We start from the raw sequence: 13817 nt of genomic DNA, 5'->3' as shown, positions 1-13817 counted from the left end.
CAACATCATCGATGCGGCGACGGGTCCAACGCTTCAGAAGCAAAAAAATGCCCGGTACAAGGGCTATGGAGGGGAGAGGAAGGAATGCGTTCCAAGACCGTTCTGCTGTCGTCGATCGCCGTGATCGGCCTGATGTCCTGGGCAGCGCCCGCCGCCGCAGAGGAAGCGCCCGCCGCGCCACCGCCCGCAGCCGGCCAGCAGGAAGACACCTCCACCGCCGATGCGCAACGCGACGAGGTGATCATCACGGCGCGCAAGCGTCAGGAATCGATCCTCAACGTTCCCGTGGTCGCGACCGTGCTGTCGGAATCGCTGATCGAAGAGACCGCGATCGACGACCTGTCGTCGATGAAATCCTATGTCCCCAGCATGCTCGTCGGCCAGCACACCAATTCGGTGGGTCTTCAGGTCACGCTGCGCGGCGTCGGCACCACCGCGCAGAACGCGACGATGGACCAGTCGATCTCGCTCAACATCGACGGCCTCGGCCTGAGCCAGGGCGTCGCCTACCAGGCGGGCATGTTCGACCTCGCCCAGATCGAGGTGCTGAAGGGGCCGCAGTCGCTCTTCTACGGCAAGAACAGCCCTGGCGGCGTCATCTCGCTGCGCACCGCCGATCCCGGCAACGAATTCGAGCTGATCGCGCGCACCGGCTATGAATTCGAGGCGGACGAGGTGATCGGCGAGCTGATCGTCTCCGGACCGGTCTCCGACACGCTCGGCCTGCGCTTCGCGGGCAAATATTCAAGCTCGCAGGGCTATTTCAAGAACAAGGGCGTGGCCCTCCCCAACTGGGGCAGCATCACCCCCAGCTATGACGATCAGAAGATCGAAGGCTGGATCCTGCGCGGCACCGCGGTGTGGAAGCCGAGTGCAAGCTATAACGCCCGCCTCAAGTTCAACTACACCAAGGATCGCATCGACGGTGCGATCTCGATGACCCAGCTCGTCTATTGCCCCGATGGCCTGGGGCCGGTCGCGCCGGGCAACATCCCCTTCCTGACGGGCGAGGATTGCAAGCAGGACCGCTATTTCCGCTTCCCCTGGGCCGATCCGGCATCCTTCCCGGGCAACCCGCGCAACGGCGGCATCTTCTTCAGTGACTCGCGCCAGATCTTCGGCACGCTGGAGCAGAATCTCGACGTCGTTCCCGGCCTCTCGGTCGCGTCGGTCACCGGCTATTACAAGAACGACTATGACTCGCTGATGCACGGCGCGACCACCGCGGCGATCACGCCGTTCGTTCAGGACTACACCTGGTCGAACAAGCAGTTCACCCAGGAGCTGCGCATCACCTCCGACTTCAAGGACAGCCCGGTCAACTTCATGATGGGCGCCTTCTACCAGGACGGGCACCAGCAGAATCTGGTGAAGATCATGGGCAACAGCCGCGTCGGCCTGCCCGCGGTGATCCAGAATGTCGATCACGATGTGTGGATCGAATCCTTCTCGGTCTTCGGCCAGCTGTTGTGGGACGTGACCGACAAGCTGGAGCTCGCCGCCGGCGCCCGCTGGACCGACGAGACGCGCCGCCATCTGGAGGTGAACCTGAACCCCGGCAACGGGCCGGTCGGTCCCCTCACCCGCCCCGATCCCAAGATCCGCGCCGCGAACATCTCGCCCGAGATCTCGCTGACCTACAAGCCGACCGAAGACCTGACGCTGTTCGTCAACTACAAGCAGGGCTTCAAATCGGGATCGTTCAACTCGATCAACTTCGTCCCCGCCAACACGCTCGCCTCCTTCGGCGACGAGCAGGTCAAAGGGTTCGAGGCCGGTCTCAAATCGCGGCTGTTCGACCGGCAACTCCAGTTCAACCTTGCCGCCTATAGCTATGACTATTCGGACCTGCAGGTCGGCGCGCTGGAACTGAGCGCCATCCCTGGCGGCACCGGCTTCACCTTCGCCCAGCGCACGCTCAACGCGGCCTCGGCGGACGTCAGGGGCGTGGAAGCGGATCTGAGCTTCCTCCCGCGCGGTGCGCCCGGCCTCTCGCTGCGCGCAGCAATCGCCTATAATGACGCGCGCTACAGCAGCTTCCCGAACGCACCGTGCGGCAATGGCCAGACGATCGCCGAAGGATGCAACAAGCTCTTCAACGCCGCGCTCGGCCGCTACAATGCGCAGGACCTGACCGGTCGCCAACTGGTGCGTGCGCCCGAATGGACCGGCACCGCAGGCTTCAACTATGAGACTTCCGTCGGCGGCGGGGTGAAGGTCCGGTTCGGCGGCGACCTGAACTACACATCGTCCTATGTGACCACGCTGGTGGACCTGCCCAACTTCCGGCAGGAGGCCTTCACCAAGTTCAACGCCAACCTTGCGATCGGCGCGGACGATGACAGCTGGGAAGTCTCGCTCGTCGGCAACAATATCGGCGACAAGATCACCCGGGCGATCTGCTTCAACACCAATGCACAGAACGGCACCATCCTGGGCGGACTGGTGGCGGGCGCCGCGACCAAGGGGCCGGCGGGCAGCGACGAAGCGGCCTGCTCGCTCGACCGCGGCCGCGAGGTGTGGCTGCGCCTGAAGCTCAAGCCCGGCGCGATCTTCGGCGGGCGCTAGGCGGCCGGGAGGGGCACCCCCGGAACGCTTCGGCGCTCCGGCGACGGCGGGCGGAGCAGGGTCGCCCCGCCCGCCGTCCGTATTTTGGGAGAGAGGCGATGCATCTTGCCGAAAGCAAGACGTTCGATCCGCGCGGCATGCTGCTTGGTCCCCATGATGGACGGCCGCGCATACTGCACACGATGCTGCGGATCGCAGACATTGGCCGAGCGGCCGATTTCTACACAAGCGGGCTCGGCATGGCGGTGATCGAGCGGATCGAGGTTCCCGAGAAGGCCGCAACCGCGCTGTTCCTGGGGTATGAAGGCGCGGATCGCGGCGCGCTGCTCGAACTGGTCCGGTATCGCCAGGCGGAATCCCCTGCGCATGGCACCGGCTATGGCCATGTCGCGATCGGCGTTCCCGACGTCGATACCGCCTTTGCCCATGCGATCGAACACGGCGCAGCGGAGATGCTCGCGCCCGGCGTGATCGCACCGGGCGGGCCGCGCTGCGCATTCATACGCGACCCGGACGACTATGCGATCGAGCTGGTGCAGACGCGCCGGGCTCCGCAGGCTGAAGATGTGCCGCCCTTCGACGCGAATGGCGTGATCCTGGGCCCCGATGACGGACGGCCGCGCATCCTGCACACCATGTTGCGCATCGCGGATCTCGATCGCGCGCGGCGCTTCTATCTCGACGGGCTGGGCATGGCCGAGCGCGAGCGGGTCGAGATCGACTTTCGCGGCGGCGTGACGGCGTTGTTCGTCGGCTATGACAGCGGCGATGCCGGACGCAGCATCGAGCTGGCCTGCTATCGCGAACCCGGTGAGCCCTACACGCGCGGCACCGGATATGGCCATGTCGCGATCGGCGTCGCCGATGTCGCCGCGGCGGTCGAGCGGCTGACCGCACTGGGCTTTGCCTGCACCGAGACGCCGCGGCTGACGCATCCTGGCGCGCCGCTGCGCGCCTTTGTCCGGGACGGCGACGGCTATGAGGTCGAACTGATCGAAAGCGCCCGCCGATGAGCTACGGACTCGAGCATCGCCTGCTGATCGACGGGCAGTGGCGGGAGACCGGGCGGCGTGAGCCGAGCGTCAACCCCTCCGATCTTTCCGACACGATCGGCGACTATTGCTGGGCGGGTATGGCGGAGGTCGAAGAGGCGGTCGCTGCCGCCCGGCGCGCGCAGGCGCGCTGGGGCCGATCGAACGTCCAGATGCGCGCCGACCTGCTGCTGCGCGCAGCCAACGCGATCTACGCCAGTGCCGATACGCTCGCCGAACTGCTCGCGCGCGAGGAGGGTAAGGTGCGCAAGGACGCATATGGCGAGGTGATCCGCACCGGGCAGATCTTCCACTTCTACTCGGGCGAGACAGTGCGGCACGCGGGCGGACATTTCCCCAGCCTGCGCGACGGGTTCGACATCGTCGTCGCGCATGAGCCGGTCGGCGTCGTCGCGCTGATCACGCCCTGGAACTTCCCCTTCGCCACCGCCGCGTGGAAAATCGCCGCGGCGCTCGCCTATGGCAACTCGGTGCTGTTCAAGCCGAGCGAATTCACCCCCGGCTGCGGCGCAGCGCTGGCGCAGATCCTGGCCGATGCAGGCGTCCCGGCGGGCGTATTCAATCTGCTCCACGGATCGGGCGCCGAGCTTGGCGATGCGCTGATCGATGCGACCGATGCGGTGAGCTTCACCGGGTCGACGCCGACCGGGCGCCATGTCCTCCAGCATGCCGCACGCGGCATGAAGAAGGTGCAGCTCGAGCTGGGGGGCAAGAGCCCGCTGGTGTTGCTGGACGATGCCGATCTGGACCAGGCGGTTCAGGTCGCACTCGACGGCGCCTTCTTCCAGACCGGCCAGCGCTGCACCGCGTCGAGCCGGCTGATCGTGACGCATGGCGTGCATGACGCCTTTGTCGAGAAGCTGACGGCACGGGCAAAGGCACTGCGCGTCGGCCACGCACTCGACGCGGAAAGCGAGATCGGGCCGGTCGCGACCGAAGCTCAGCTCGCCAAGGATCTTTCCTATGTCGATATCGCGCGCGCCGAGGGCGGCGAGCTGATGTGCGGCGGCGAGCGGCTCGAGCGGCCGACCGAGGGCCATTACTTCGCCCCTGCCCTGTTCGCGGGCGTCACGGCGAAGATGCGGCTTGCGCAGGAAGAGGTGTTCGGGCCGGTCGCCGCGGTGCTGAAGGCCGAGGATCTGGACGAAGCGCTCGCCATCGCGAACGACAGCGAATTCGCACTGTCTTCCGCGATCTGCACGACGAACCTGTCGGCTGCGGAGAAATTCCGGCGGACCGTCCGCGCAGGCATGGTGGTGGTCAACGCGCCAACATCGGGTGCGGAATATCATGTCCCCTTCGGCGGCCGAGCGCCTTCGGGGTATGGCGCGCGCGAACAGGGTGCCGCGACCGCCGAATTCTTCACCGAAACCAAGACCGCCTGCATCAACCACGGCGTCATCTGACGGGAGAGGCCCATGTTCTACGAGAACCAGTATCAGCTCGCCTATGTCACCCCCGATCTGGATCAGGGAATCGCGATCCTGGAGCGGCAATTCGGCGTACCCGCCTTCAAGGGGCTGGGCGGCGACAATTTCGTCGAGAACACCGTCTGGACGCCACAGGGGGATCGCGACATCGGGATGCGTGTGGCGATCGCGACCGTCGGTCATCTGACGCTGGAAGTGCTGCAGCCGGTGTCCGGTGCGACCGAGATCTTCACCGACCTGCTGCTGCCGGGTCAGCCGCTATGCCTGCACCACATCGGCATGCGCACCGACGATATCGAAGCGGTTCGCGCGGCGCATGAAGCGGCCGGACGCCGGGTCGTGATGGCGGGCGGCTACAAGCTCGCGAAGTTCATCTATGTAGATGCCCGCGCGACTTTGGGCCATTTCCTCGAATATGCGCAGGCCCCGGCCGAGCATTGGAACCGCTGAGGCGCGGGCGGCTCAGCCGCCCGCAGCATTATTCTCGAAGAAGCGTTTGAGCTGGTCGCCATTGGCCTTGAAGTCCTTCGCCATCTCGACACGCGCAACGTTCGAGGAATAGGCGACCACGGTATAGAGCCCGACCGCAGCGATAAGCTGCATCAGGCCCGGCAGCCCGATCGCTGCCGCCACCGCATCGCGCGTCGCATCGGTCAGCGTGCCGGTCTTCACCAGCTCGACATTGGCGTCGTAGACCGCACGGTCGCCGGCATCGTCAAAGCGCGGATCCACGCCCTCGCCGATCGCCGCAATCACGGTGTCGCTCAACCCCTGATGCCGCGCGAACACCGCGTGGAAATCATATTCGATCCGGCAGCCAAGCTGAACTGACGTGGTCAGCACGAGGATCTCACGCCGCTTCGCGCTCAGATCGGGCTGGGCACGGATCGCGTCGGCAAGCTTGAGCATCAGCTGGCCGAATTCGGGGAATTGGAGCCAGGCATTATAGAGCTCGGGCAGTGCCTTCGTATCCGGCCCGCCGGTGTAGAAGCCACGCGGGCCGATCGTAAGCTCGTTCCACAGCCGGGCCTGTTCCGGGTTCAGGTCGCCTTTCGAGAGTTTCGGAAAGTCCATTACAGCCTCCTCAGGCGAACATCTCATCGAACAGCGCATGCATCGCCGCCCAGCTCCGGCGATCGGCGGTCGCGTCATAGTGGCAGCCGGCGACGCCGAAACGCGCGGCATCGGGGTTGGTGAAGCTGTGCCCGACACCCGAATAGAGGATCATCTGCGCGTCGAGCTTCGCCGCGCGCACATTGTCCATGAAGGCGTCGCGTACCTCACCCGGGATCAGCGGATCGGCATCGCCCAGACAGACCAGTAGCTTCGCCCGGATCGCCGCCGTATCGTCGGGACGCGAGGTCTTGAGGCCCGAATGGAAGCCGACGATGGCACGCAGATCAGCCCCCGACCGCCCCAGTTCCAGCGCCGCGCTGCCGCCAAAGCAGAAACCGATCGCCGCGAGCCTGTTCGAATCAACATTCGACTGACGCCGCAACACGTCGAGCGCGCCCTTGCAACGGGTACGCAGTTCGTCGGGATCGGTCATCAGCGGCCCGGCGAGCTTCTTCGCATCGTCGAGCGTATCCGCAACCTCGCCATAGAGATCGGCCGCAAAGGCGACATAGCCTGCCTCGGCCAGCATATCCGCCTTTCTGCGCGCATGATCGCCCAGACCGTTGGCCTCATGGATCACCAGCACGCCGGGCGACGGCTTGCCGCCCGATCCGTCCGCCAGATAGCCGGTGTAGCTGCGGCCCCCGATCTCATAGGTCACATCGCTCGCCATCGCCCCTCTCCTCGTCGAATGCTGCGCGCAGGATTGCGCGGCGCGGCAGGCACATGCCCGCCGCCCGGATCGTCTCAGCTGGAATTTTGGGGGCGCGGCGCCTTCCCCAAAGCGCCGCGCCCGGCCCCTCAGGCGGCAGCAACCGCCTGCGGATCGGGAAGCACATGCGGCTGGAGCGGCGCTTCCATCTTGTGGATCACCGGCAGCACCTCCTGCGCGAACAGGCGCAGACTCTTGTGCGCTTCGTCCATCGGCATCGAACCGAAATTGGGCAGGATCGTCACTTCGGAGAAGGACGCTTCCTTCTGCCCGGCCATGATCCGCTCGATGATCGTCTCCGGCCGGCCGATCAGCAGATTGGTCTCGTCATAGCCCGGGCTCTTCTTCTGGCCCTGCGCCTCTTCCGCGACGGCCGGCTGACCGGCGCCCTGCTGCGGCGCGGTGGCATAGGCCTGCCGTGCGGCGTAGGATTCATAGCCCTTCACGCCCTCGAAATTCTTGGGATCGCCGAACCCGTAATGCGCCGTCACGTCGCGATTGGCGTCGTTGATGAACTCCGCCGCCTTTTCGGCCGCGTCGGCGTCCATCGAGCAGTACATGAACAGCACATTCTTGGGCTGGCACGGCGGCAGGCCCATTTCCTGACGGAAGGTGTTGACCAGCTTCACCTCCTCGCCCGCGGCCTGGATCGACTTGTTGCCCACGAACAGCGGCTTCAGCCCCCGGCGCGCGTTGATCTCCAGCGACGGCCCGGTCGAGGACGCGCCGTAGAAGCGCTCGGCCAGATCCTTGGTCTTGTACTGCGGCCGGATCGACATTTCGGGCAGCTTGAAGATCTCGCCATCATAGGAGAAGCGCTCCTGCGTGAAGGCGAGCTTGAGGATATCGATCGTCTCATCGAAGCGCTGGCGAGCCTCGTCGCGCGGAACCCCGACCGCCTCGAATTCCGACTTGGCGACGCCGCGGCCAAGGCCGATCGTATCGAACCGGCCGTTCGAGATGATGTCGAGATAGGCGATCTGGTGCGCGAGGCGCGTCGGATGCCACCACGGCGTCACTGCGACCATCGTGCCCAGATTCACACGCTCGGTCCGTCCGGCGAAATAGGTCAGCAGCTGGATCGGGTTGGGCGTCATGCCATAGGGCGTGCCGTTGTGCTCGGGCGCCCAGATGCCGTCGAAGCCCAGCTTCTCCGCCATGTCGCCCATCTCGATTGCCGCCATGACGATGTCGTGGTCCGGGGTCTCCATCGGCTTGTCCCAGGCGCCCGCGAGAAAGCGGTCCCAGTCGCGCGAATTGTGACAACCGATGCCGATATTGACCTTCATGGACCGTCTCCTCATTCGCCGGCATGCACGCCGCCGGCGAGTCCTAAATCCGTCCGCGCCCTTCGATGAGTCGCGGAACTTATCTTTTGTCCAGACTAATCCTGCACAATTCAGCCTGTCAAGCTCATCAAGCCGACAAACATGTCCGTAACATTTTACGTCAACTGCGTCTGAAGGCCCAGCATCCGTGCAAAATCGCCCTCGATCCAGCCCATCGGCTCGGTACCGGCGCCCGCGATCACATCATCGACCGCGCCGACGAACAGCTCGTGCGTGCCGAAATGCTGCGTCGTCCCGACGGTGCAGAAGATGCTCGCACAGGCAGCGGGGAGATAGGGCAGCCCGTCGTGTGCGGCCCACCCCTCTCCCGTGAAGCGCTCCGCCCGGCGCGCCGGGCTCGAAAAGACCCGGACCAGATCGGTCTGCCCGATGCAGAGCAGGTTGATGCAGAACCGCCCGGCGCGCGCGACCGTCGCATGCGCGCTGGCGCCGCGGTTGATCGCGACCAGCATCGAGGGCGGCTCCATCGACACGGGAATCACCGCCGACGCGGCCAGCCCTGCATAGCCACCGCCGTCGGGATCGGTGGTGGTCACCAGCGCCACCGGGCCAGGCATCCGCCGCATCGCCGCCTTCAGCCCCTCCGCCACATCCTGCATCGATCGTCCTTTCACGCCTGCGCCATCAATGTGGCGCGGATTTCATGCTTCACCACCTTGCCGGTGGCATTTTTGGGGAGCGCATCCCACAATTCGAGCCGTTCGGGCCATTTGAAGCGCGCGACGCCCGCGGAACGCAGAAAGCCGGTAAGGTCCGCAAGGTCCGGAACCGCATCGCCCCGCGGAACTACGATCGCGCAGGCGCTCTCGCCCGTCCTGGCATCGGGCAGCCCGACGATCGCAACCTCCGCAACTGCCGGGTGCGCCGCAAGCAGATCCTCGATCTCCTTGGGCGCGATATTCTCACCATTGCGGATGATGATGTCCTTCGCTCGCCCGGATATGACAAGATAGGCATCGTCCACGAAATGCCCGAGGTCGCCGGTACGGAAATAACCTTCGGCATCGAAGGCAGCGACCTCGTCCTCGATGCGATGATAGCCGACCAGCATCTGCGGACCGCGCGCGACGACCTCCTGCCCACCGGGCACGTCACCGATCGCGAGCTTCACCTGTGCGATCCCAGTGCGGCCATCGGTCTGCGCGGCGCGACGGGTATCCGACCGGTCGATCGTCCCGATCGTCACCACCGGCACTTCGGTGGATCCATAGACCCGCGTTACCACCGCGCCGGAGAATTGCGCCGCCGCCTCCTCGATCAGCCGGGGCGGTACGCCTGCGCCTCCACACACGAACAGCTTGAGCGCGGGGAGCCGCTCTCCCTCCGCCTTGGCAGTCGCAAGCAACTGCTCAAGAAAGGGCGTGGCACCCGCCATATGGGTCACACCCCGTTCGCGCATCAGCGCGAGGCCGCCAGCCGCATCCCATTGATCCATCAGCACCGCGGATGTGCCGAGCATCACCGGCATCTCGAACGCGTAGATCGACCCGCCGATATGGCTGATCGGCGACGGCACCAGGAACCGGTCGCCGGGCGCGATCAGCCAGTGCGCGCCGAGCTGGCGGATCAGCGCACCGATCGAGTTCTGGCTGTGCATCACCCCCTTGGGCCGCCCGGTGGTGCCTGACGTATACATGATCATCCGCACCCCATCCGGATCGACCTGGGGGAGCGTTTGCGCCGCCTGGGTGGCAAGCAAGGATTCAAACGAAATTTGACCAGACGACTCGTCGCGAACGGCCACGATCCGGGGCGGATCTGTCAGCCCCACGCACACGGCTTCGAGCATCGCCAGATAGTCGCGCCCGCGAAAGGCATGCGGCACGAACACCATCTGGCTTTGCACATCGTCGAGCATGAACGCGATCTCGCGCTCGCCCATCGAGGGGAGGATCGGATGCACCACCATCCCCGCCAGCGTCGCGGCGTGATAGACGATCGCCGCCTCCGCCCAATTGGGCAACATCATCGAGATCACACTGCCCGGCGCGCAGAATTCCAGCATTGCCGTGGCAAGCGCGCGCGCATCGCGCAACAGGGTTGCACAGTCCAGCCGACACGCGCCATCCTCGACCAGTACCCGGCCGGGCGTTTCGCGCGCGGCGCGCTCAAGTTCGTCACCGAGCGTGGCACGGCTCCACCAGCCCTGCGCGCAGGCTTCGGCCGCACGCATATCATCCCAGCGGAGCCGCCGCCCCGCGATGATCCGCTCCGATATACGCCCTGCGCTCGCCACCCGCCTCTCCCGCTGCCAGTTTTATGATGAAACATGTCTGGACATCTTCTATAATCAAGCCAGCAAAAATGCCAAGGAGGGGATATGCGGGTCGCGATCGTCACCGGCGCCGGGAGCGGCATCGGGCGGGAGACCGTCAGGAAGCTGACCGAAGCGGGTATCGCCGTGCTCGGCGTAGGCCGCGATATCGACAAGCTCGCTGCGCTGGCGGATGTCGTGCCGGACCTGTCGCTGCTCGCCACCCTGTCCGCCGACCTCACCGAGGACGCTGCACCGTGCCGCGTGGTCAACGCCGCGATCGACCGCTGGGGGCGGATCGATCATCTGGTCAACAATGCCGGGATCGGGCGTCCCACGCCGGTCGGCGAGACTGACGACGCGACCCTCGACTATGTCCTGGCACTGATGCTGCGCGCGCCGTTCCGGCTGATGCGCGAGGCGCTGCCGCACCTCAAGCAGGGCGCGTCGATCGTCAATGTCACCTCGACCTTCGCGGTGGTGGGCGGTCTGCGCGGCGGCCCTTATTCGGCGGCGAAGGCGGGGCTGACCGGCCTCACGCTGCATATGGCAGCACATTATGGCGCGCGCGGCATCCGCTGCAACGCCGTCGCGCCGGGCGTGGTGCCGACGCCGATGACCGAGGGGCGGCTGGATGATCCGGGCTTCATCAAGATGAATGTCCATATGACGCCCTATCCGCGGCTTGGCCGGGCGGAGGACATCGCCAACGTCATCGCCTTTCTCTGTTCACCCGCGTCGGAGATGATCAACGGCCAGACCATCCTGGTCGATGGCGGCTGGGCGACGACCAAATATCTCTCCGAGACGGGTCTCAAGTCCGACTGGGTCATGCCGGCGCAGGCATAGCCGCGGTAAATTGTTGGCTTCGCGCAACAAAGGCGCAGTGATAGCGTTCTTCCGGCGGCGTTCCCGCCGAGGAGACTTCAGATGCAAAAGCCATTGATGCTTGCCGCGGCCAGCCTGTGCATCGTCGCACCGGCCGTCGCCCAGTCGCCGACGCGCAGCGAGCGTGTACAATTCCCGCGCGGTGCATCTTCACAGGTCGTGCGCGGGACGATCCGCGGCTATTCGACCCTCGACTATATCGTCGGCGCGCGCGCCGGGCAGACGATGCGCGTGAACATGCGCAGCAGCAACGCGTCAGCCTATTTCAACGTCATCGCGCCGGGCGCGCAGAGCGCGATGTTCATCGGCTCCAATGGCGGGAACAGCTTCAGCGGGCGGCTTCCGCAGACGGGCGATTACCGCATCCGTGTCTATCTGATGCGCAATGCCGCGCGGCGCGGGGAAAGCGCGACCTACGCGCTCGATGTCGACGTCAGCGGCCAGATGGGCGGCCCGGGTGGACCGGGTGGTCCCGGCATGGGCAACGGATCGGGTCCGCCGATCTCCGCCGGCAATATGGGCGCCTATTGCCGCGGCGAGGCTGCGGGGCTGTACGGCCTGCGCCCGGCCTATGTCCGCACCGGGCGGCCGGTCGCCGCACCGGGCGGCGGCACGCGGATCGAAGGAACCGCGGACAAGGGCCGCGAGGGCATCAAGCGCTTCCGTTGCCGCTTCGACGCGCGCAACCGCTTCATCGACGTGATGCCACTCGACCGCGACGGCGAGTGATCTCGTTCGCGGCGCGCTAGCCAGTGCGCGCCGCGGCCTGACGGGCAAGGATCAGCGCACCCTCGAGCCCAGCGTGCTCGAGGGCAGCGGGCCGGATGAAGCCGGGCTCGCCGGCCGCGCTTCCCACGCCATAGCCGCCCAGCGCGAGGCGCATCCGACCGGCCGCCGCCTCCCTCAGGCCCGGCACGTCCATAACCCCGCCGCCCGCGACGATGCGGTGCGGCGACCAGACGAGGACGATCGTCGCGAAGAACTGACCGATATAGTCGGCCACTGCGGCGAAATCGGCGGGCGAGTTTTCGAGCGCCTTCCCACCGAGCCGCCGTTGCAGGGCGGGGCCGGCGGCCATCCCCTCGACGCAGCTCGGATGGAAGGGGCAGGCGCTGGGGGTTGCGTCCCCCTCGAACCGCAGCACCGGAACGTGGCCCATTTCGGGGTGAAGCGCACCGGTGAGCGTCCGGCCCTCGCGTGCCAGCCCCGCGCCGATACCCGTGCCGACGGTGACATAGCCAAGACTGGCACATCCCTGCCCCGCCCCCATCGCCGCCTCGGCCAGTGCGGCGGCATTGACGTCGGTATCGACCGCGACCGGCACGTCCAATGCCCGTTCGAGCCCAGCCCGCAGATTGGCGCCAGTCCAGCCGGGCTTGGGCGTCGCCAGCACCTCGCCAAAGTTCGACGCCCCCGGGTCGACCACGATCGGACCGAACGCAGCGATCCCCACCCCCGCAAGCGGCGTATGCCCGGCAAAGGCGAGCAGTTCCGCCTCCGCCGCTTCCGGTGTGGTCGTGGCCCAGCGTTGCTCGGCCACGATCGCATCGCCCTGCACCAGCCGCGCCAGAAGCTTGGTGCCGCCGGTCTCGATCGCCAGCCAGGTTCGCATGTCGCTCATGCGCGCCAGCCTATCCGGCCAAAGCGGTCTGCGCGAGCATCCAGATGCCGATGGCGAGGAACATGAGGGCCGCGACGATGCGAACGGTGCGGAGCGGCACGCGCTTGACCAGTTCGTTGCCGAGGAAGACCGCCGGGACGTTGGCGATCATCATGCCGAGCGTCGTGCCGGCGGTGACCCAGCCGACCTCCGCGAAGCGGGCGCCGAGCGCGATCGTCGTGACCTGGGTCTTGTCGCCCATCTCGACCAGGAAGAAGGCGATGACGGTGGTGACGAAGGCGCCGAACTTCGCCGGCTTGTCCTCCAGATCGTCGAGCTTGTCGGGGATCAGCGTCCAGGCCGCCATCGCGATGAAGGAGGCGGCAATCAGGTAGCGGAACCACGCCCCTTCGAGCCAGGCCGCCGCCTGCTGACCGACCAGCGCCGCGAGGAAATGGTTGGCGAGCGTCGCGACGAGGATGCCGAGGATGATCGGCACCGGCCGCTTGAAGCGGGTGGCGAGGACGATCGCGAGCAGCTGGGTCTTGTCGCCGATCTCGGCGAGCGCGACCAGCGCGGTGGAGGTGAGGAAGGCTTCCAAGACAGGTCTCCGGGCCGGGCGGTGCGAAACTCCAACGACACCATACCCTCCCGCCCGGCCTGAGCGGAAAGCATGGCGCCATTGGTCTCGCCCGAACGGGACCGAAGTCCCTGCTCCCTTCGCGCCATGGTCTCTCGACCAAGTATGTTGACGCGGAGGCCCGTCCGAAGACGGCTGGCTACTCCCCAGATGACTGTGGCGGCCCCTAGCTGCTTCACCGGCAGAACGCAAGTTGCCCTGCCCCGTC

General features: G+C 66.2%; 13 protein-coding genes and 1 riboswitch. Of the genes, 6 read left to right on the top strand and 7 right to left on the bottom strand.

Translation table 11 applies throughout. The features are described from left to right. The first annotated feature begins 84 nt into the window (after positions 1-84). The 4 genes from AC07TU_RS09730 to AC07TU_RS09715 all read left to right on the top strand — a co-directional run bounded on the left by AC07TU_RS09730 (position 85) and on the right by AC07TU_RS09715 (position 5500). On the top strand, positions 85-2568 hold the full coding sequence (locus AC07TU_RS09730) for a TonB-dependent receptor (RefSeq protein WP_495187710.1): 2484 nt from the start codon (positions 85-87) through the stop codon (positions 2566-2568). A gap of 98 nt (positions 2569-2666) precedes the next feature. Then, positions 2667-3581: a VOC family protein gene (locus AC07TU_RS09725; protein ID WP_495187709.1), complete on the top strand. Its 915-nt coding sequence runs from the start codon at positions 2667-2669 to the stop codon at positions 3579-3581. Then, complete coding sequence (locus AC07TU_RS09720; protein WP_495187708.1) at positions 3578-5026, top strand: aldehyde dehydrogenase family protein; 1449 nt, start codon at positions 3578-3580, stop codon at positions 5024-5026. The genes AC07TU_RS09725 and AC07TU_RS09720 overlap by 4 nt, the downstream gene beginning before the upstream one ends. A gap of 12 nt (positions 5027-5038) precedes the next feature. Beyond that, entirely contained in the window at positions 5039-5500 is a 462-nt protein-coding gene (locus AC07TU_RS09715; protein ID WP_495187707.1) for a VOC family protein, read from the top strand. A gap of 12 nt (positions 5501-5512) precedes the next feature. Here the strand turns inward: AC07TU_RS09715 and AC07TU_RS09710 are convergent, their stop codons facing one another. The 5 genes from AC07TU_RS09710 to AC07TU_RS09690 all read right to left on the bottom strand — a co-directional run bounded on the left by AC07TU_RS09710 (position 5513) and on the right by AC07TU_RS09690 (position 10400). After that, on the bottom strand, positions 5513-6124 hold the full coding sequence (locus AC07TU_RS09710; protein WP_495187706.1) for a carboxymuconolactone decarboxylase family protein: 612 nt from the start codon (positions 6122-6124) through the stop codon (positions 5513-5515). A 10-nt stretch (positions 6125-6134) separates the two neighbouring features. After that, positions 6135-6839, bottom strand: coding sequence for a dienelactone hydrolase family protein (locus AC07TU_RS09705; protein ID WP_495187705.1), 705 nt, complete (start codon positions 6837-6839; stop codon positions 6135-6137). A gap of 128 nt (positions 6840-6967) precedes the next feature. After that, positions 6968-8167 (bottom strand): LLM class flavin-dependent oxidoreductase, encoded by a 1200-nt coding sequence (locus AC07TU_RS09700; RefSeq protein WP_495187704.1) that lies wholly within the window; start codon positions 8165-8167, stop codon positions 6968-6970. Between the two features lie 155 nt (positions 8168-8322). Continuing rightward, positions 8323-8826 carry a flavin reductase family protein gene (locus tag AC07TU_RS09695; protein WP_495187703.1) on the bottom strand — a complete coding sequence of 168 codons (504 nt, stop codon included), beginning with the start codon at positions 8824-8826 and terminating at the stop codon, positions 8323-8325. An 11-nt stretch (positions 8827-8837) separates the two neighbouring features. Next, entirely contained in the window at positions 8838-10400 is a 1563-nt protein-coding gene (locus AC07TU_RS09690) for an AMP-binding protein (RefSeq protein ID WP_495187702.1), read from the bottom strand. Positions 10401-10547: 147 nt separating this feature from the next. On the opposite strand from AC07TU_RS09690, the gene AC07TU_RS09685 reads away from it, so the two are divergent. Continuing rightward, complete coding sequence (locus tag AC07TU_RS09685) at positions 10548-11330, top strand: SDR family NAD(P)-dependent oxidoreductase (RefSeq protein ID WP_495187701.1); 783 nt, start codon at positions 10548-10550, stop codon at positions 11328-11330. Between the two features lie 81 nt (positions 11331-11411). Then, on the top strand, positions 11412-12098 hold the full coding sequence (locus AC07TU_RS09680) for a hypothetical protein (protein WP_495187700.1): 687 nt from the start codon (positions 11412-11414) through the stop codon (positions 12096-12098). Positions 12099-12114: 16 nt separating this feature from the next. On the opposite strand, the gene AC07TU_RS09675 is transcribed toward AC07TU_RS09680, so the two are convergent. Further along, complete coding sequence (locus AC07TU_RS09675) at positions 12115-12990, bottom strand: ROK family protein (RefSeq protein WP_495187699.1); 876 nt, start codon at positions 12988-12990, stop codon at positions 12115-12117. A gap of 10 nt (positions 12991-13000) precedes the next feature. Then, on the bottom strand, positions 13001-13570 hold the full coding sequence (locus tag AC07TU_RS09670) for a TMEM165/GDT1 family protein (protein WP_495187698.1): 570 nt from the start codon (positions 13568-13570) through the stop codon (positions 13001-13003). Between the two features lie 66 nt (positions 13571-13636). Beyond that, positions 13637-13772: riboswitch (yybP-ykoY riboswitch) on the bottom strand. Positions 13773-13817 lie beyond the last annotated feature (45 nt).

The organism is Sphingomonas sp. GW821-FHT03E12, from assembly GCF_059420685.1.
This window is presented reverse-complemented; position numbering and strand designations above follow the sequence as displayed.